Here is a 17,976-nt window from a genome sequence, read left to right as displayed (position 1 = left end):
GACTCCCCCCTCGGGGGCTCGCCTACCCCGCCGACCGGCGGATATGTCAGGCGGGCGGCTCCGGGCCGTCCTGCTCGGCGAGGAACCGCTCGAACTGGGCGCCGAGCTCCTCGGCGGTCGGCATGTCCTGCGACTCGGCGAGCAGGTTGTCGCGCTCGGCGGCGCCCGCGAACGCGTCGTACTGCTGCTCCAGCGCCCGGACGACCTTCTCGACCTCGTCGTTGCCGTCCACCTGCTCGGCGATGTCGGCGTCGGTGCGGGCGGCGGCCTCGCGCAGCCGCTCGGACGGCAGCGACAGGCCGGTCGCCGCCGCGATCGCCTCCACCGCCGCGACGGCGGCGGCCGGATACGCCGACTGCGCCAGGTAGTGCGGCACGTGGACGGCCAGGCCGACCGCGTCGTGCCCGGCCTCGCCGAGCCGCAGCTCCAGCAGCCCGGCCGCGCTGCCCGGCACCTGCACCTTGTCGAACCAGGAGTTCCGCGTGACCAGCTCGGGCCGCGTCGCGTGCGAGGTCATCCCCACCGGACGGGTGTGCGGCACGCCCATCGGGATGCCGTGCACCCCGACGACCAGCCCCACCCCGAGGCGCTTCACCAGGTGCAGGACGGACGCGGTGAACCCCTCCCACAGCCGGTCGGGCTCGGGGCCCGACAGGAGCAGGAACGGCGTGCCCGCCTCGTCCTCGACGAGCCGGACGACCAGCTCGGGCGCGTCGTAGGCGGCCCAGTGGTCGCGGTCGAAGGTCATGCTCGGGCGGCGGGCCCGGTAGTCGATCAGCGAGTCGACGTCGAACCGTGCGACGATGCGGTGCTCCAGCGCCTCCAGCAGGTGCTCGCGGACGAGCTGCCCCGTGGATCCCGCGTCGACGAAGCCGTCGAGGCTGTGCAGCAGCACCGGCCCGGCCAGTTCCGGGACGTCGGTGTCCAGCTCGTACAGGTCCTCAGGGTTAAGCAACTTCTCCCCCACATCGTCATGTCGATGGTGCCAACACTAGGACATGGGACGGCGCTTCCCCGGCCCGTATGTGATCACCGTCGCACCCGGGAAGCGCAGCTCCGGAGAAGCCTTTCCGGCACCGGACGGCCGCCCGCTACCCGCTCCAGAGCGGGACCGACAGCAGGATCAGGCCGGTGCCGAGCAGCGCCAGCGCCGCGAACCGCCCGGCCTCGTCGGGGACCGTCTCGGTGCCGCCTGGGAGTACATCGTCCGGACCGGCGCCGTCAAGCGCCGCCTCGGCGCTCGCGGCGGTGTCCAGGGCGCCCCCGGGGGCGGGGCGCGCGGCCGGGCGGGGGCGGTGGGCCAGGGCGTGGACGAGCCGTCCGAACAGCAGCAACGCGGCGACGTCCATCGCCACGGCGAGCCCTCGCACGGCACCGTCCCCCCTCGACATGGCCACATTAGGACAGCTCCCGGCGCCGATCCGGGACGTGACCTCGTCACGCGTGGCGCCGGGGCGACCGCGAAGCGTGACAGTCCCTCGACATGGCCCCTCGACGCGGCGCGGCGCGGGGCGGCCCCGCCGTCCCATGGGTCAGGATCGGGTTTCGGTTACACGAGAGGGGTTCGCATGACCGGCGACCACCCGCACGACCGCCCGCACGAGGGCAAGCGCGACCGGGAGTACGACATCGTCCTGTTCGGCGCGACCGGCTTCACCGGCGCGCTGACCGCCGAGTACCTGGCGGAGCACGCCGGCCCCGGGACGCGGTGGGCGCTGGCCGGGCGGAACCGGGCCAGGCTGGAGGCGGTCCGCGACCGGCTGGCCGCGCTGAACCCCGCCTGCGCCGAGCTGCCCCTCCTGCGCGCCGACACCGCCGAGGTCGGCTCGGTCGCGGAGCTGGCGCGGGCGGCGCGGGTCGTCGTCACGACGGTCGGCCCCTACGGCGAGCACGGCGAGCCGCTGGTCGCGGCCTGCGCCCGCGCCGGGACGGACTACGTCGACCTCGCCGGGGAGCCCGCCTTCGTCGACCGCATGTACCTCGCCTACCACGAGCAGGCCGTCCGGAGCGGGGCGCGCCTCGTCCACGCGTGCGGGTTCGACTCGATCCCGGCCGACCTCGGCGCCTACTTCACCGTCAAGCAGCTGCCCGAGGATGTGCCGCTGCGCGTGGAGGCGTTCGTGCGGGCGCGGTTCGACCCGTCCGGGGGCACGGTGCAGTCGATCATCGGGATCGCCGCCGACGTGCCCGGCATGCTGCGCGCCGAACGCGACCGCGGGAAGGCCGAGGCGCGGGCCGAGGCGCGGCGGGAGAGCGCGCGGCGGGTCCGCCTCGCGCGCGGCCTGCTGCCGAGGACCCGCGTCACCGGCGGCTGGACGCTGCCGGCGCCGACCATCGACCCGCGGATCGTGGCGCGCTCGGCCAGGACGCTCGACCGGTACGGCCCGGACTTCACCTACGGGCACCACGTCGCCGTCAGGCACCTGGCGGAGGCGGCGGGCATGGCCGCGGGCGCGGGGGCGGTGCTCGCCCTCGCCCAGATCCCGCCGGCGCGGTCGCTGCTGCGGCGCTTCCGCGCGGCCGGCGAGGGGCCGTCGGCGGAGCGCCGCGCCCGCAACTGGTTCCGCGTGACGTTCGTGGGCGAGGGCGGCGGCAGGCGCGTCGTCACCGAGGTCGCGGGCGGCGACCCCGGCTACACCGAGTCCGCCCGCATGCTCGGCGAGTCCGCGCTCTGCCTCGCCCACGACGACCTGCCGGAGACCTCCGGTCAGGTGACCACGGCGGCCGCCATGGGCGACGCGCTGCTCGACCGGCTGACCCGGGCGGGCATCACGTTCCGCGTGTTGGACGCGGGCTGAGCGTGCACTCGTTGCGCAGCACGCCGAGGCCCTCGATCTCGGTCTCCAGCACGTCGCCGGGTTCGAGCCGGATCGGCGGGGTGCGGCTGTCGCCGATGCCCGCCGGCGTCCCGGTGAGGATCACGTCGCCGGGTTCGAGCGTCATGATGCCGCTGATGTAGGAGACGATCTCGTCCGGCGGGAACAGCATGTCGCCGGTCCAGCCGCCCTGCATCTGCTCGCCGCGCAGCTTGCACGACACCACCAGGTCGGCGACGTCGTGCAGCTCGTCGGCGGTGACCAGGGTCGGGCCGAGCGGCGTCGTCGCGTCGAACGTCTTGCCCTGGAGCCACTGGGTGGTCCGGCGCTGGAAGTCGCGGGCGCTGACGTCGTTGGCGACGGTGTACCCGGCGATGGCCGCGCGGGCCTCGGCGTGGTCGGCGTGCGCGACGCTCCGCCCGATGACGATGGCGAGCTCGGCCTCCCAGTCCATCGCGCCGGACGCGGCGGGCAGCACGATCGGGTCGCGGGCGCCGATCAGCGAGTTCGCGAACTTGGCGAACAGCGTCGGGTGCTCGGGGGTGTCCAGGCCGGTCTCGGCGATGTGCCGCTTGTAGTTGAGCCCCACGCAGATGATCTTGCTGGGCCGGGTGACCAGCGGCGCGAGGTCCAGCTCGTCGAAGGGGACGAGCGGTCCGGTCGCGGCGGCGCGGGCGCGCCAGTCCAGGCCGGTGGCCAGCAGCGCGCCCACGTCCGGCGCGTCCAGCGGCGTGACCTGCGTGCCGTCGAGGCGCCCCGCGCGGGTGCCGCCCTCGGTGCGGAAGGTGAGGAGTCGCATGGTTGTTCTTTCGTTCGATCCCGCCGGCTCAGCGGCAGGGGGTGTACGGCTGGTCGGTGAGGAGGTAGTCCTCGCCCTTCTTGATGAAGCCGAAGCGCAGCGACACGGCCTCCCGGCAGAAGGCGAGCGGGTCCGCCCCGCGTGAGGGCTTGTACTCGACGCCGAAGACCGGCTTGCCCGCCGCGATGAACGGCTTCAACCGGTCGCACTCGCGGAACTCCCAGCACTCCTCGTTGATCATGAAGTCGAACGAGGATACGAGCTGGGGGATCTGGCCGAGGTCGTTCTTCAGCCCCGCCGCGAGGCCGTTGCGGTGCGCGATGTCAGCGAGCGCGCGGTTGAACACGAGCTGGCTGTCGGCACTGACCTGCCACCCGGTGACCCCCGCCCCGTCCTCGTGGGCGTTGACGACGTCGAACTCGACGGCGTCGAACCCCGCCTGAACGCATTTGCGGACCCGTGCCTCCTGCATCCCGAGCACGAAGTCGCGCTGCCCCTTGTCGTTGTTGATGTTGGCGTAGCTCTCCTCCGGGAACCCCGGGTAGGGCTTGCCGATCAGCGATCTCCCGTGGGCCTCGTGCCACTCGGCGTACTGCCGGTAGTCGGGGCGGCCCTTCTCCACCGAACCCGAGTCGATGTAGCAGATGGCCTTGGCGCCGCGGGCGTGGATCGCCTTGACGGCGGCCGTGTTCAGCGTCGTGTTGTTCCCGACGACCGAGGCGTCGGCGTACAGGTCGATGTCGAACACCTCGGGGCGCACGCACGCGCCCCCGCCGCCCTTTCCGTCCTCCCCGCCGCCGGTCTCGCCCCCGCCCCCACCGCCACCGGCATAGGGCCGCTCGCAGATATCGACGTTGATACCCCCCGTCCCCGGGAACTTGCGATCACCCGAAAGCTGGTACTGCCACCGGCTGCCGACGACCGGCCTCCACGGAGCGTCCTCTTCCTCCTTCTTGGACGACCCCGCCGAACACCCCGCCCCCGCCAGCGCAAGCAGCAGCCCGAGAACCACCACGACCTTCGCCACTTGCTTCTCTTTCCGTATCACGGAATAGGCTTCCATGAAAGGCAACCAGCATGACTCGCCCCCTGTCAACCATCCGGCACACCCCGGACATGCGCCGGGGCACTCCGGTGGCGCCCCACGAGACCCGCCCGGCACCCTCGGGCGCGGCCGCGCGGGGCGCCACCGGGCTCACCCCGCCAGATTCACCCCGCCGGACTCACTCAGCCGGACTCACTCGGCCGGGCCGGTGGGTTCGTCCAGCTCGTCGGCGAGGATCGTGCGCACGCGCAGCGCCACCTCGGTCACCCGCGCCTTCGGGAAGCGGTCCTTCGGCGCGGTGACGCTGATCCCGGCGGACGGCGTGGAGCGCCCGAGGAAGACCGGCACCGCCGCGCAGCGCACGCCCTCCTCGTTCTCCTCCATGTCGAGCGCGTATCCGCGCTCCCTGATCTCGGCCATCTCCTCGGCGAGCCGGGCCGGCGAGGTGATCGAGTGCCGGGTGACCGGGCGCAGCTCGTGCGCGGCGGCCCACAGCTTGATCGCCTCGTCGGTCGGGTACGTCCAGGCCAGCAGGGCCTTGCCGACACCGGTGCAGTGCGCCGGGTTCCGGCCGCCGATCACCGAGGTCATCGTGATCGGGTGGATGGCCTCGACCTTGTCCACGTAGACGATCTCGCCGCCGTCCAGCACGGCCATGTGGGTGGTCTCGTTCAGCTCCTCGCGCAGCCGCAGCAGCACCGGATGGACGAGCGCGCGCAGGTCGATCCGGTCGTAGTAGCGGAACGCCGCCGCGAGCAGCTCGGTGCCGAGGAAGTAGGGACCGTTCGGCTCCGGCTGCGCGGCGAAGCCGCGGTGCCGCAGCGCGCCGAGCAGACGGTGCAGGGAGCTGCGCGGGATGCCGGAGCGGACCGCGAGGTCCTCCAGCGTGACGCCGCGCCCGCTCTCGGAGAGCAGCTGGATGATGCGCAGCGCCCTGTCCACGCTGCCCACCGGTGACTCGTTCTTCGCCATGCGACCCTCTCCCCTAGGTTTCCGCTATACGGAATGCTAGCCCACGATACGGATGGCTGCTACATTCACGGCTGTGATGAAGGCACTCGTTTTCACCGCGCCGAGCGTGGTGGAACTGCATGACATCGACGAACCGTCCGTGAAATCCGATGAGATCCTCGTCGAGGTGGCCGCCGCCGGCATCTGCGGCAGTGAGCTGCACGGCGTGCGCACCCCCGGCTTCCGAACCCCACCGCTCGTGATGGGCCACGAGTTCGCCGGGACGACCCCCGACGGCCGGCGCGTCGTGGTGAACCCCATTCTCTCCTGCGGAGACTGCGATCTGTGTACGCGGGGACGCGGCAACCTGTGCCGCCGCCGCGCGCTGATCGGCGTGCACCGCCCGGGTGGGTTCGCCGAGCGGGTCGCGGTGCCGGCCTCCTCGGTCCACGCGCTCCCGGACGGATTCTCCTGGACGGCCGCCGGCCTGGTCGAGCCGATCGCCTACGCGGTCCACTCGTGGAACGTGGCAGCGGTCCCGGAGGGCGCGCGCGTCGGTGTCATCGGCTGCGGGACGATCGGCCTGCTGTGCGTGCAGCTCGCGCGGCTGCGCGGCGCCGCGTCCGTGGTCGCCGCCGACCTGTCCGAGCGGCGCGCGGCGATCGCCGGACGGCTCGGCGCCGACGCCACCGGCCCGTCCCTGCGCGGCGAGTTCGACGTGGTCTTCGACGCGGTCGGGCTGCCGACCACCCGCGCCGACGCGCTGAACCGGCTGGCGCCCGGCGGGGTCGCGGTGGCGCTCGGGCTGGCGAGCGCCGATCCCGGGTTCGACGCGAACGACCTCGTCCGCACCGAGAAGCGGCTGCTCGGCTCGTTCGGCTACACCCCCGGCGAGTTCGGCGCGGCCGTGGACCTCGCCGCACAATGGGACCTGAGCTGGGTGAACACCTTCCCGCTGAGCGACGGCGCCCGGGTCTTCACCGACCTGATGAACGGCGGCACGGAGCCGGTCAAGGCCCTCCTCGCGCCATGACCGGCCAGTAGCAGAAGAGGAGTCGTCGATGGGGATCAGTGAGGGCTTCCGGGAGCTGGCCGTCCCGCCCGGGATGGTCGGCGTCTGCGCGCTCGGGCAGGCCGGGTTCCTGCTGAAGGGCGCGAACGGCACGGTCGTCGCCGTCGACCCCTACCTGTCGGACCGGCTGGCCGCCGACTCGGAGTTCGGCCCGCCCGGACGCTGGGCCCGCCGGTTCCCGCCGCCGTTCGGCCCCGCCGAGCTGGACGCCGACGTCGTGCTCGTCACCCACGAGCACGCCGACCACTTCGACCCGCACACGCTCGGCCCCGCGCTCGCGCGCCGCCCGTTCACGGTGGTGGCGCCGCCCGTCCTGCGGCCGGACGCGGAGGCGCTCGGCGCGCGGTTCGTCCCGGCGCTGGCGGGCGAGCCGCTGGAGGTCGCGGGCGTCCGCGTCCATCCCGTCCCGGCGGCGCACTCCCCCGAGTACACCGGGCCGCTCTGCTACGACGTGATGGTGCAGGACGGCGCGCACCGCTTCCTCGGCTACGTCGTCGAACTCGACCCGGGCGTGACCGTCTACCACGCGGGCGACACCGTCCTGCACCCCGAGATCGACCGGGCGCTCGCGGGCCTGCGGCCCCGGGTCGCGCTGCTGCCGGTCAACGGCCGCGACCGGATCCGCGAGGAGCTGGGGATCGTCGGCAACCTGACCGTCCGGGAGGCCGCGCACCTGGCCGCCGGCGCCGACGCGCGCTGGCTGCTGCCGAGCCACCACGACCTGTTCGCGGTCAACGCCGAGTCGGTGACGACGTTCGTCGACGTCCTGGACCGGGGGTTCCCCGACCAGGAGTACCTCGTGCCGAAGGTCGGCCGCCCGGTCGTGCTCGGCATATGAACAGGCATCCGGGGTCGGAGCGGGGAGGGGCATGACGATGCGCGGGCTGTCCGGAAAGAACGTCCTGATCTCGGGGGGCACCAGCGGGATCGGGGAGGCCGCCGCGCGGCGGTTCCTGGAGGAGGGCGCGCGGGTGTTCGTCTGCGGCCTCGACCGGGTGGAGGACGTCGTCGCCGCCCTGTCCCCGCTCGGCAAGATCAGCGGGACGACCTGCGACGTCAGCCACGAGGACGACGTCGAGCGGCTGGTCGCCGAGGCGACCGCCGCGCTCGGCGGCGTCGACGTGCTGATCAACAACGCCGGGACGGGCTGGCGCGAGCCGTTCCTGGAGATCACCCCCGAGCACTGGGACACGATCATGGCCGTCAACCTGCGCGGCATGTTCCTGGTCGGGCAGGCGGTGAGCCGGCTCATGGTGCGCGCGGGGACGCGCGGCTCGATCGTCAACATGTCCTCCACCAACGGCCTCGGGGGCGAGGAGGACTACGCGCACTACAACGCGTCCAAGGGCGGGGTGCTGCTGCTGACCAAGACCATGGCGGTGGAGCTCGGGCGGCACGGCATCCGCGTCAACGCCGTCTGCCCCGGCTACATCAGCACCCCGCTCAACGCCGGGATCGAGGCCGACCTCGGCCCGGACTTCGTCGCCGCCTACCAGCGCGACCACATTCCCCTCGGACGCGCCGGGCAGGCCGCCGAGGTCGCCGCCGCCTACGCCTTCCTCGCCTCCGACGACGCCTCGTTCGTGCACGGAGCCGAACTGGTCATCGACGGCGGCCAACTCGCGATCATGTAAGGGACACCGGTAAGGGACACCATGGCACGCATCGTCTTCATCGGCGCGGGAAGCGTCGAGTTCACCAAGAACGTCCTGTCGGACATCCTCACGCTGCCCGGGCTCGGCGCGTCCACGCTCGTCCTGCACGACATCGACGCCGAGCGGCTCGGCACGGCCGAGACGATGGCGAACTGGATGGTGGCCCACCTCGGGCTGCCCGCCAAGGTCGAGGCGCACACCGACCGGCGCGCGGCCGTGGACGGCGCCGACTACGTGATCAACGAGATCGCGGTCGGCGGGTTCGAGGCGACCAAGATCGACTTTGAGGTGCCGGCCCGGCACGGCGTCCGGCAGACGATCGCCGACACGCTCGGGATCGGCGGGATCTTCCGCGCGCTGCGCACGATCCCGGTGATGGTCGCGTTGGGTAACGACCTCGCCGAGCTGGCGCCGGACGCGCTGCTGCTCAACTACACCAACCCGATGACGATGATCCCGCGCTCGGTCTGGGACGGGACGCCGTTCAAGAACGTGGTGGGCATCTGCCACTCCGTCCGCGACACGCAGGAGCGGCTCGCGAACCTCGTCGGCGTCCCGGTCGACGAGGTCGGGTTCGTCACCGCCGGCGTCAACCACCAGGCGTTCGTGCTGAAGTTCGAGCACGAGGGCCGGGACCTTTACCCGCGGCTCGCCGAGGTCGTCGAGGCCGACCCGAAGCTGCGGGCGACGGTCCGCGCGGAGGTGTTCACGCGCTTCGGGCACTTCCCGACCGAGTCCTCGGTGCACGGCTCGGAGTACCTGCCCTGGTTCCTGCGCCACGACGACCAGGTCGAGCACTTCGGCGTGCAGATCGGCGCCTACCTGGAGTGGTCGCGGGAGAACCTCGACTCCTACGCCGAGACGCGCCGCCGCCTCGCCGCGGGCGAGGGCGTGGAGGTCGAGCCGATGTCGGAGCTGGCCTCGGAGATCATCCACTCGATCGAGACCGGCACCCGGCGGATCGTGCACGGCAACGTCTGCAACGACGGCCTGATCTCCAACCTCCCGCCGGACGCCTGCGTGGAGGTGCCCTGCGTCGTGGACCGCTCGGGGGTGAACCCGACCCGGATCGGCGCGATGCCGCCGCAGCTCGCCGCCCTCAACCGCACGTTCCTGAACGTCGGGGACCTGACCGTCCGGGCCGCGCTGGAGGGGCGGCGCGACCACGTCCACCAGGCGGCGGCGCTCGACCCGAACACCGCCGCGACCCTGACCCTCCCCCAGATCCACGACCTGGTGGAGGACATGATCGACGCCCACGGCGACTCCCTCCCCGAGGGCATCCGCCGCTGACCGACGGAGTTTCGCAAGGCCCGTGGCGGGCCGCCGCCATGGACGCCGTTCATGGCGGCGGCCCGCCGCCCTTTTCGCATCGAGCTTGTCGCACGGAGTTTGTTGCACGGAGCCCTTTGCACGGAGCCCTTTCACGGAGGTGGAGCATGGAGCTGAGCGAGTACCGGCCCCGGACGCGGTTGCGGGTCGAGGAGTCGCACGTCCCCCGGGCGGCGGTGCCGGCGATCGACGCGCACAACCATCTCGGCCGGTGGCTGACCGGCGACTGGACGATCCCGGACGTGAAGTCCCTGCTCGCGCTGATGGACGCGTGCGGGGTCGAGACGATCGTCAACCTCGACGGCCGCTGGGACGCCGAACTGGAGGCCAACCTCGACCGCTACGACCGCGCGTACCCGGACCGCTTCCTGACGTTCTGCCACGTCGACTGGACGCGGCTCGGGCGTCCGGGCGCCCTGGCGGAGAGCCTGCGCAAGTCGGTGGCGGCGGGCGCGCGCGGGCTGAAGGTCTGGAAGGACCTCGGCCTGCACATCCGGGACGACTCGGGCCGGCTCGTCCTGCCCGACGACCCGCGGCTCGGGGAGCTGTGGGACGCCGCCGCCGACCTCGGTGTGCCCGTCTGGATCCACACCGCCGACCCGATCGCGTTCTTCGACCCGATCGACGAGCGCAACGAGCGGTACGAGCAGCTGCTCGCCCACCCCGACTGGTCGTTCGCCGACGAGGAGCGCTTCCCCCGCTTCGACTGGCTCATGGACTCGCTGGAGGCGCTGGTCGCCGCGCACCCGCGGACGACCTTCGTCGCCGTCCACGCGGGCTGCCAGGCCGAGGACCTCGGACGCGTCGGCCGCATGCTCGCCGCCTACCCCAACCTGAACATCGACATCGCCGCCCGCATCGCCGAACTCGGGCGGCAGCCGCGGGCGACCCGCGACCTCATCCTGCGCTTCCCCGACCGGGTGCTGTTCGGCACCGACGAGTTCCCGCCGTCCGCCGACCTCTACGCGACCCACTTCCGGTTCCTGGAGACGCTGGACGAGCACTTCCCGCACTCCGACGACGACCCGCCGCTGATGGGCCGCTGGCGCATCAGCGGCCTCGGCCTGCCCGAGGACGTTCTGGCGCGCGTCTACGCGTCCAACGCCGCCCGCGTCCTGGGCCTCTGAGAAGGGCCCTGGGCGCCCGCCTGACGGAGGAGCGGGCGCCCGGGGCCTTTCGCCTCGCTTTCGGCTCGTTTTCGGCTCGTTTTCGCCTCGCCGTGTACGGCCTACCCCTTGACCGCGCCCGCCAGCGCCTGCACGAAGCGGCGCTGCCCGATGATGAACACGGCCAGCACGGGGACGGTGGTGAGCACCGTCCCGGCCATGATCTTCGGCCAGTCCGCGCGGTGCTGCCCCTGGAAGGTGGCGAGGCCCGCCTGCACCGTGTACTTGTCCTCGGAGGAGATCGCCACCAGCGGCCAGAACAGATCGTTCCAGGCGTAGATGAACGTGATCACCGCGAGCGCCGCGAGGGCCGGCCGCGCGACCGGCAGCACGACCCGGAAGAACACCCCGAACCGGGAGCAGCCGTCGATCCGGGCCGCCTCCTCCAGCTCGCGCGGGAAGTTCTGGAAGAACGAGGTCATCAGGTACACCCCGAGCGCCGACGCGAGCTGCGGCACGATCAGCGCGGCGAGCGTGTTGATCAGGTGCAGCCGGTGGAAGATCAGGAAGGTCGGGATCACGGTGAGCTGGAACGGGATCAGCGTCGTCGCGATGACCAGGACCAGCGCGACCTTGCGTCCGGAGAAGCGCAGCCGGGCGAACGCGTAGCCCGCCATGCTGCACAGCACGACCTGCGAGAGCACGATCGCGGCCGAGACGAGCACGCTGTTGAGGAACCAGCGCGGGAACTGCGAGTCCGACAGCAGCTCCTGGTAACCCGACAGGTCAACGCCCGGCGGGTACAGCGGCGGCGGGTACCGGTTGATCTGCGCCCGGGTCATGACGGACGCGCCCAGCATGTAGACGAACGGCAGCACCATCAGGATCGACAGCGGCGCCAGCACGAGGTGCCGCGCGTCGGGCATCTTCCAGCGCCGCGCCCCCGGCTTGCCGGTCGGGGCGGTGCCCGCGGGCGTCGCGGTCATCGGCGCCCCTTCATCTCGTTCACAGCAGGAACCCCTTCCGGCGTCCGAACAGCAGGCCGATGACGATGGCGACCAGGCTGCCCGCGAACAGCGCGTAGGCGACCGCCGCGCCGTAGCCCGCGGTGAAGTACTCGAAGGCGAGCTGCCAGACGTAGTAGACGATCGTGATCGTGGAGTTGACCGGCCCGCCCTTGGTCGAGGTCAGCAGCAGGTCGAAGAACTGGAGGCAGTCGATCAGCCCCCAGACGGCGAGGAACAGCGAGATCGGCCGGACGGAGGGGATGATGATGTGCCGGAACGTCCGCCAGCGTCCGGCGCCGTCGATCGCGGCGGCCTCCAGCACCTCCGGCGAGATGTCCTGGAGCGCCGCCAGGTAGATCACGACGTTGAACCCGAACTGCGTCCAGACGAAGATCCCGGTGATCACGAACATCGCCTGGGACGGGTCGTCCAGGAACCCCTGCGCGGGCAGCCCCGCCCTCGTGATCAGGCCGTTGACCGCGCCGAAGTCCTTGTCGAACACGAAGGCCATCAGCAGGCCCTCGGCGGCGGCGGAGGCGACGAACGGGACGAGGAAGCACGCCCGGTAGAACGCGATGCCCCGGATCGGCTTGTTCAGCAGCAGCGCGACGACGAGCCCGAGCAGCAGCGACGCCGGGATGTACAGGGCGGTGAGCTCCAGCGTGTTGCGGATCGACTTCCAGAAGACCGGGTCGTCGGCGAGCGTCCGGTAGTTGTCGAGCCCGACGCCCTGCCCCTCGGTGACGAGGTCGGAGTCGGTCATCGACAGCCGCAGCGCCCAGCCCATCGGCAGCAGCGAGAACCCGAGGACGAGCAGCGTGGACGGCCCGGCGAACGACCAGCCCGTGGCCTGGTCGGCCAGGCCGCGCCGGCCGCCCCGGCCGCGCCGCCGCGGCGCCCGGCCCGGCGGGTCGCGCCGCTCGGTCTTCTTCGCGACGACGGCCGCGCTCACTGGCCGGGCACCTTCAGCAGCGCGTCGGACTTGTTCGCGGCGTCGTTCAGCGCGCTCTGCGGGTCGGATTTCCCGAGCAGCGCGGCGGCGATCGCCTGCGCGACGAACCCGGACACCCGCGGGTACTTGGAGATCACCGGCCGGATCTGCTTGGCGTTGGCGAGGTTCTCGGTGACGACGTCCACGCCCGGATACTTCTTCACGTACTCCTTGTAGCCCGGCAGGCTTGTGATCGACTTGCGGGTCGGCAGCGACCCGGTGTCGGTCATCCAGACGAGCTGCTGCTCGGGCTTGGTGAGCCAGGTGAGGAACTCGACGGCGGCCTTGACCCGGCGCGAGCCGTGGTCGAAGACGGCCCAGTTGTCCATGCCGGAGACCGTCTGGTGGTCGCCGTTCGTCCCGGGCATCGGAGCGATCCCGTAGTCGACCTTCGCGGCCTGGACGTCGGGCAGCACCCACGGGCCCGCCAGGAACATCCCGAGGCGGCCCGACTCGAACAGCTTCTGCCCTTTCTCGGCCGGGCTCGTGTCCACGTAGACCGACTTGTCCTGGAGCGTCATCTGCTGGACCAGGGTGAGCGCCTGCACGCCCGCCGGGGAGTTGAAGGCGGCCTTCTTCTCGTCTTTGGAGAGGATCGACCCGCCGTGCTGCCACAGCAGCGGCCACAGCAGCCAGGTGGTCTCCTCACCGCCGCTGACCGCCCACGTCGTCCCGTAGGTCTTGTCCTTGGCGTTGGTGAGCTTGCGCGCCATCTCCCGGAAGTCGTTCCAGCTCCAGGTGGGCGAGGGCGGTTTGAGGCCGGCGTCGGCCAGCAGCTTCTTGTTGTACAGGACGGTCAGGTCGTCGGCCGCGGACGGGAAGCCGATCACCTTTCCGTTGACCGTCGCCGTCGCCCGGCTGTTCGGCCAGAAGTCGTCCCAGTTGAGGTCGGACTCGCCGATGTACTTCTTCAGGTTCGGCACCTTCGGGCTCCGCGCGAGCGCCGCGCCCCACGAGCCGTACATGTAGGCGACGTCGGGGAAGGTGCCGGCGGCGAACGCCGCGGTGACCTTGGGCAGCATCGTGTCCGCCGTCGCGCCGCCGGAGTCGGTCTTGACCTTGATGCCCGGGTGCGACTTGTTGAACGAGTCGACCAGCTTCTCCATCGACTTGGCCGCGAGGTCGTCCTGGCCGTGCCAGAGCGTGAGCTCGACGGGGCCTCCTCCGGAGTCCCCGTCCCCGGACGAGCAGGCAGCGGCGGTGGTCGCGAGGAGCACCGCGGCGACGATCGGCATGAGGTTCTTCAACGGGGATCCCTCCGTCAGCTCACGCATCCGCACTTTCCGTCATACGGAACGCTATTCCAGCATGCGGCAAAAGCTAGCAGCCAGTTTCCACGCAGGTCAAGGGTGCGCGAGGCCCGTGACGCCCGGTGTGGTCAGAGTTCGTGCCAGGGGATTTCGGGACGGGACTCGGCGACGACGGCGAGCGACTGGCCGCCGCGGACCGTCTCGTCCGGCCGCGCCGCGAGCCGGAACCGGGCGTTCGGCCGGTGGGACTCGCCCACCGCCAGCAGCGTGCAGCCGCGCCTGAGGAAGTCGATCGCCAGGTCCAGGCGCGGCCACTCCCCCGCGCCCTCGGGGACGTCGAGGCGGTAGAGCGTCGAGTCCGCGTCCAGCGTGCTGGCCAGGTTGTGGTAGATCGACGCGACGCCCGGGTTGCGGACGGCGACGGCGACGACGGCGGGGTCGTCGATGTCGACGGGTTCGATGTCCGGGCCGATCAGGCCCAGCGCCTCGGTGATCTCGGCGCGGCGGCCGCCGTCGTGCACGCCCGCCAGCAGGTGGACGCCCGCGGCGTCGTGCCGCCGCAGGTGGGCGACCACCTGGAGCATGACCCGGACGGTCTCGTCGTCGGTGTGGCCGACCACGACGACCGTGCGGGCCTCGTGCAGGCAGGCGCGCTCGAACGCGGTGCCGTCGAAGGCGACCACGTCGTACAGGTCGGGGTCGGGGTTCTCGCCGGCCAGCTCGTCCGGCCAGAAGATCGTGACGACCTTCGCGCCCGCGAACTCGGGGTCGCCGTGCAGCTGCCCGATGATGGCGCGCAGGCCGTCACGGTCGTAGCCGACGGTCACGATGTGCCGCCGCAGGTACAGCCGTGCATGGCCGTTGGCCCTCATCGTCCTCCCCTTCGCCATCCACAGCGTCAGCTCGGCGAACAGCACGAGCCCGGCGGTCGCCCCCGCCATGATCACGATCGCGCCGCCGATCCGGCCGCCGGCGGAGGTCGGGAACAGGTCCCCGTAGCCGGTGGTGGTGCCGCTGACGAAGAAGTACCAGAGGTACTCGTGCGGCTTCTTGATCTTGGCGCCGGGCTCCTCGAACACGGCGATCAGCAGCCAGCCGGTCACCAGCGCCACCGCCATCACCAGCGCGGGCGCGCGCCAGGAGCGCGCGACTACGTGGTGGGCGAGCCGCCCGGGCAAGATCGGCATCCGCGCAGCGTGACAGCAGGAGAATCCCCACGTCAAGAGACGTTCTGCCCCGGAGAATGAGGATCGCGCGGGTTGACCGGAGATGGACGGTCTCACGCCCCGTGACCGGACACGGCCACCGGGCCCCGGGCCGGGCCCCGCACCGGGGCCGTCAGCTCGACGGGCGGCGCTTCAGGACGCGGTTCAGCGCCGCCGCCACCTCTTCCGACAGCCTGCCGTCGCGCTCCGGCTCGGGCGGGGCATCGCCCGGCGGGGCGCCCGAGCACACCCGGCCGCCGGAGGGGCGGTCGGCGGCGCGGACGTGGCCGCAGTCGCGGCACTCCACCTCGCCCAGCCTGCACACCAGCGCGGACGAGCCGCAGCCCGCGCAGCGGTCGAGATCGGCGGCCCAGTCGTGGGCGGTCTGGCAGCCGGGGCAGATCAGCACCTGACGGTCGGCCCGGACACCGCGCTTCCACGGGCTCGCGCCGCGCACCGGGTCGGTCTGCCGCGCCCCGCAGCGGAAGCAGGGCATCACCCCTCCAGAGGTGCGGGGGCCGGTACCGGAGGGCCGGCACCGGCCCGGTTGCTTGTGGGAGACGACCCCGCGGCCTCCCGGGACGGTCTGGTTCCCTGTGGGGACGGCCCCCACACCCCCGGGACGGCCCGGTTTCCGGTGGGGAGACGACGGCCAGACCCCCGGAACGACCTGATCTGCTGGGGCCCCGGAACGGCCTTCCGGGCTCAGAGCGCGGCGAGCGCCTCGCGGTACTCGCCGATGTCGCGCGCGTCCGGGACGGCGTTGACGACCTTCCAGCGGACGACGCCCTCGGTGTCGATGACGAACGTGCCGCGCGTGGCGATGCCCCGCTCCTCGTCGAACACCCCGTAGCGCTGCGCCGTGCCGCCGTGCGGCCAGAAGTCCGACAGCAGCGGGAACGTGTACTTCTCCTGCTCGCTCCAGGCGCGCAGGGCGAACACCGAGTCCACCGAGACCGCCAGCACCTGGACGCCGTCGCCGCCCAGCGTGTGCAGCTCGTCCCGGATCTGGCACAGCTCGCCCGTGCACACGCCGCTGAACGCCAGCGGGTAGAACACCAGGACGACGTTGGACTCACCGCGGAAGCCCGACAGCTTCACCGGTGCGCCGTGCTGGTCCTTCAGCTCGAAGTCGGGTGCGACGTCGCCTACCTCGACCGCCATGCCTCTCCCGCGGTTCGCCCCCGCCGGACACGGGGGAATCGGTCGTCCCCACGGCCGTGGAGACGGACCCAGTCTGCCACCCGGACACGGCGACTCGCGGACCGGCGGGCGATCTGCTCCGGCCGGTCTGTGCGGGGCCCTCGGCCTACTTCTTGACCTTGGGTGCGACCAGGCGCGTCCCCGACCACTCCTTGGCGGCGCTGGTGCTGCTCGTCTGGGACAGCCCGGCGGTCTGGGCGGCCTCGCCGATGTCGCTCGGCTCCACGTGGCCCTCGCGGCCCGCCTTGGGCGTCAGCAGCCAGATGTTGCCGCCGCTGGTCAGCGGGAACATGGCGTCGGTCAGCGCCTCGAACAGGTCGCCGTCCTCCTCGCGCCACCACAGCAGCACGATGTCGACCACGTCCTCGTAGTCCTCGTCGACCAGCTCGCTCCCCGTGACGGCCTCGACGGAGCGGCGCAGCTCCTCGTCGACGTCGTCGTCGTAGCCGATCTCCTGCACCACCTGGCCCGCCTTCAGGCCGAGCCGTTCGGCCAGGCTGCGCTCAGACTGCGCCTGACCCGCGGTCGCGCTCACGAAAGTCCTCCCATGGTCGTCAAATCCGCACGGTGCCTTGTGCACGGTGCAACTCCGGCCCCCCGGGACGGGTGGCCCGCCCACACCAGTGCGGTGTTTGCGGGACAGTCCACACAAGTGGGGGCCCCTCGCGCAAGTGTCTTCCCGGCTTTTGGTCGCCTCATTGGCACGAATACGGAGGCGGCCGTCATCGGACGCCCACAGAGGGTGACATTCCACGCTCATCCCTTAAACAATCCACGCCTATCCCTTTAGCAGCGACAACCTGACCTGACGGTCGGGATTGTCCAGGTTGAGATCGACCAGCGCCACCGACTGCCACGTCCCGAGGGCGAGCCGCCCGTCCAGGACGGGGACGGTCGCGAACGGCGCGACGAACGCGGGCATCACATGGGATCTGCCATGCCCACGTGAGCCGTGGGCATGCCTCCAGCGGTCGTCGGCGGGCAGCAGGTCGGCGAGGGCGGCGAGCAGGTCGTCGTCGCTGCCCGCGCCGAGTTCGATGATCGCCACTCCGGCGGTCGCGTGCGGGACGAAGACGTGCAGCAGCCCGTCCCCGCCCTGCGCGGCGGCGAACCTCCCGCACTCGGCGGTGATGTCGTGCACGGCCTCCCGCGTACCGGTGGTCACCCGGACCACGGTGCTCTCCATGATCACTGGTGTACCCGATCCGCGGCGCGAAATCCCCCGGACGCGCTCCGCCGCGCGGCCCGGGCACGGCCGGGGCGCGGCCTGGGCACGCCCGCGGGCGCGGGCGGCGCCAGCGCGGCCGGGGGGCGCCCCAGGGTCAGCCGGGCAGGCCCTCCGCGGGCGCGCGGCCCTCGACGACCGCGTCCGGCCCCGGGTACACGAGGGTCTCGTGGCCGTCGTCGAAGCGGACGAGGTAGGGCGGCCCGCCGTCGGGCCCGCGCACCTCGATGATCTCGCCCTGCCGGTCGGTCTGGCCGACCACGTTGCCGTGGACGTGCAGCCGGTCTCCGATGTTCGCGTTCATGTCTCCCCCAAGCTC

Annotated in this window: 20 protein-coding genes; 6 read left to right on the top strand and 14 right to left on the bottom strand. The window is 72.0% G+C overall.

Annotated elements, in window-relative coordinates; all coding sequences use genetic code 11:
• Positions 1-46: 46 nt before the first annotated feature.
• Both GNZ18_RS05230 and GNZ18_RS05225 read right to left on the bottom strand, forming a co-directional pair.
• Complete coding sequence (locus GNZ18_RS05230) at positions 47-955, bottom strand: PAC2 family protein (RefSeq protein WP_156214971.1); 909 nt, start codon at positions 953-955, stop codon at positions 47-49.
• A 136-nt stretch (positions 956-1,091) separates the two neighbouring features.
• The gene (locus GNZ18_RS05225) at positions 1,092-1,370 is read right to left on the bottom strand and encodes a hypothetical protein (RefSeq protein WP_156214970.1); all 279 of its coding nucleotides are present in this window, start codon (positions 1,368-1,370) and stop codon (positions 1,092-1,094) included.
• 198 nt (positions 1,371-1,568) lie between these two features.
• Between GNZ18_RS05225 and GNZ18_RS05220 the strand changes: the two genes are divergently transcribed.
• A complete protein-coding gene (locus GNZ18_RS05220) occupies positions 1,569-2,798 on the top strand; it encodes a saccharopine dehydrogenase family protein (RefSeq protein ID WP_156214969.1) in 1,230 nt (409 codons plus the stop codon).
• On the opposite strand, the gene GNZ18_RS05215 is transcribed toward GNZ18_RS05220, so the two are convergent.
• The 3 genes from GNZ18_RS05215 to GNZ18_RS05205 all read right to left on the bottom strand — a co-directional run bounded on the left by GNZ18_RS05215 (position 2,770) and on the right by GNZ18_RS05205 (position 5,632).
• Positions 2,770-3,615: a fumarylacetoacetate hydrolase family protein gene (locus tag GNZ18_RS05215; protein WP_156214968.1), complete on the bottom strand. Its 846-nt coding sequence runs from the start codon at positions 3,613-3,615 to the stop codon at positions 2,770-2,772. The genes GNZ18_RS05220 and GNZ18_RS05215 overlap by 29 nt on opposite strands.
• Positions 3,616-3,643: 28 nt before the next feature.
• Complete coding sequence (locus GNZ18_RS05210) at positions 3,644-4,642, bottom strand: endo alpha-1,4 polygalactosaminidase (protein WP_173390653.1); 999 nt, start codon at positions 4,640-4,642, stop codon at positions 3,644-3,646.
• Between the two features lie 210 nt (positions 4,643-4,852).
• Positions 4,853-5,632 (bottom strand): IclR family transcriptional regulator, encoded by a 780-nt coding sequence (locus tag GNZ18_RS05205; protein WP_156214966.1) that lies wholly within the window; start codon positions 5,630-5,632, stop codon positions 4,853-4,855.
• Positions 5,633-5,708: 76 nt separating this feature from the next.
• Here GNZ18_RS05205 and GNZ18_RS05200 point away from each other — a divergent pair, with 76 nt between their 5' ends.
• From GNZ18_RS05200 to GNZ18_RS05180, 5 genes are all read left to right on the top strand, one after another.
• Positions 5,709-6,644 carry a zinc-binding dehydrogenase gene (locus GNZ18_RS05200; RefSeq protein WP_214618710.1) on the top strand — a complete coding sequence of 312 codons (936 nt, stop codon included), beginning with the start codon at positions 5,709-5,711 and terminating at the stop codon, positions 6,642-6,644.
• A gap of 28 nt (positions 6,645-6,672) precedes the next feature.
• A complete protein-coding gene (locus GNZ18_RS05195) occupies positions 6,673-7,521 on the top strand; it encodes an MBL fold metallo-hydrolase (protein ID WP_156214964.1) in 849 nt (282 codons plus the stop codon).
• Between the two features lie 31 nt (positions 7,522-7,552).
• Positions 7,553-8,317: an SDR family NAD(P)-dependent oxidoreductase gene (locus GNZ18_RS05190; protein ID WP_156214963.1), complete on the top strand. Its 765-nt coding sequence runs from the start codon at positions 7,553-7,555 to the stop codon at positions 8,315-8,317.
• A gap of 21 nt (positions 8,318-8,338) precedes the next feature.
• Positions 8,339-9,631 (top strand): alpha-glucosidase/alpha-galactosidase, encoded by a 1,293-nt coding sequence (locus GNZ18_RS05185; protein WP_156214962.1) that lies wholly within the window; start codon positions 8,339-8,341, stop codon positions 9,629-9,631.
• A gap of 146 nt (positions 9,632-9,777) precedes the next feature.
• Complete coding sequence (locus tag GNZ18_RS05180) at positions 9,778-10,797, top strand: amidohydrolase family protein (protein WP_156214961.1); 1,020 nt, start codon at positions 9,778-9,780, stop codon at positions 10,795-10,797.
• A gap of 101 nt (positions 10,798-10,898) precedes the next feature.
• Here GNZ18_RS05180 and GNZ18_RS05175 read toward each other — a convergent pair whose 3' ends face one another.
• The 9 genes from GNZ18_RS05175 to GNZ18_RS05135 form a co-directional block, all read right to left on the bottom strand.
• A complete protein-coding gene (locus GNZ18_RS05175; protein WP_156214960.1) occupies positions 10,899-11,762 on the bottom strand; it encodes a carbohydrate ABC transporter permease in 864 nt (287 codons plus the stop codon).
• 19 nt (positions 11,763-11,781) lie between these two features.
• On the bottom strand, positions 11,782-12,735 hold the full coding sequence (locus GNZ18_RS05170) for a carbohydrate ABC transporter permease (RefSeq protein WP_214618706.1): 954 nt from the start codon (positions 12,733-12,735) through the stop codon (positions 11,782-11,784).
• The gene (locus GNZ18_RS05165) at positions 12,732-14,048 is read right to left on the bottom strand and encodes an ABC transporter substrate-binding protein (RefSeq protein ID WP_156214959.1); all 1,317 of its coding nucleotides are present in this window, start codon (positions 14,046-14,048) and stop codon (positions 12,732-12,734) included. Before GNZ18_RS05165 ends, GNZ18_RS05170 begins: the two co-directional genes overlap by 4 nt.
• A 104-nt stretch (positions 14,049-14,152) precedes the next feature.
• Positions 14,153-15,211 (bottom strand): potassium channel family protein, encoded by a 1,059-nt coding sequence (locus tag GNZ18_RS05160; RefSeq protein ID WP_156214958.1) that lies wholly within the window; start codon positions 15,209-15,211, stop codon positions 14,153-14,155.
• A 151-nt stretch (positions 15,212-15,362) separates the two neighbouring features.
• A complete protein-coding gene (locus tag GNZ18_RS05155; RefSeq protein WP_156214957.1) occupies positions 15,363-15,725 on the bottom strand; it encodes a hypothetical protein in 363 nt (120 codons plus the stop codon).
• A 209-nt stretch (positions 15,726-15,934) separates the two neighbouring features.
• A complete protein-coding gene (locus GNZ18_RS05150) occupies positions 15,935-16,393 on the bottom strand; it encodes a peroxiredoxin (protein WP_156214956.1) in 459 nt (152 codons plus the stop codon).
• A 145-nt stretch (positions 16,394-16,538) separates the two neighbouring features.
• A complete protein-coding gene (locus GNZ18_RS05145; RefSeq protein WP_214618704.1) occupies positions 16,539-16,967 on the bottom strand; it encodes a DUF3052 domain-containing protein in 429 nt (142 codons plus the stop codon).
• 243 nt (positions 16,968-17,210) lie between these two features.
• Positions 17,211-17,618, bottom strand: a complete 408-nt coding sequence (locus GNZ18_RS05140; RefSeq protein ID WP_156214955.1) for a secondary thiamine-phosphate synthase enzyme YjbQ — start codon at positions 17,616-17,618, stop codon at positions 17,211-17,213.
• A 136-nt stretch (positions 17,619-17,754) separates the two neighbouring features.
• Positions 17,755-17,961 carry a DUF1918 domain-containing protein gene (locus GNZ18_RS05135; RefSeq protein WP_156215570.1) on the bottom strand — a complete coding sequence of 69 codons (207 nt, stop codon included), beginning with the start codon at positions 17,959-17,961 and terminating at the stop codon, positions 17,755-17,757.
• Positions 17,962-17,976: the final 15 nt, after the last annotated feature.

This window comes from Actinomadura litoris (assembly GCF_009733595.1).
Lineage (GTDB): Bacteria > Actinomycetota > Actinomycetes > Streptosporangiales > Streptosporangiaceae > Spirillospora > Spirillospora litoris.
The sequence above is the reverse complement of the archived record's forward strand: the minus strand, read 5'-3'. Positions and strand labels throughout refer to the sequence as shown.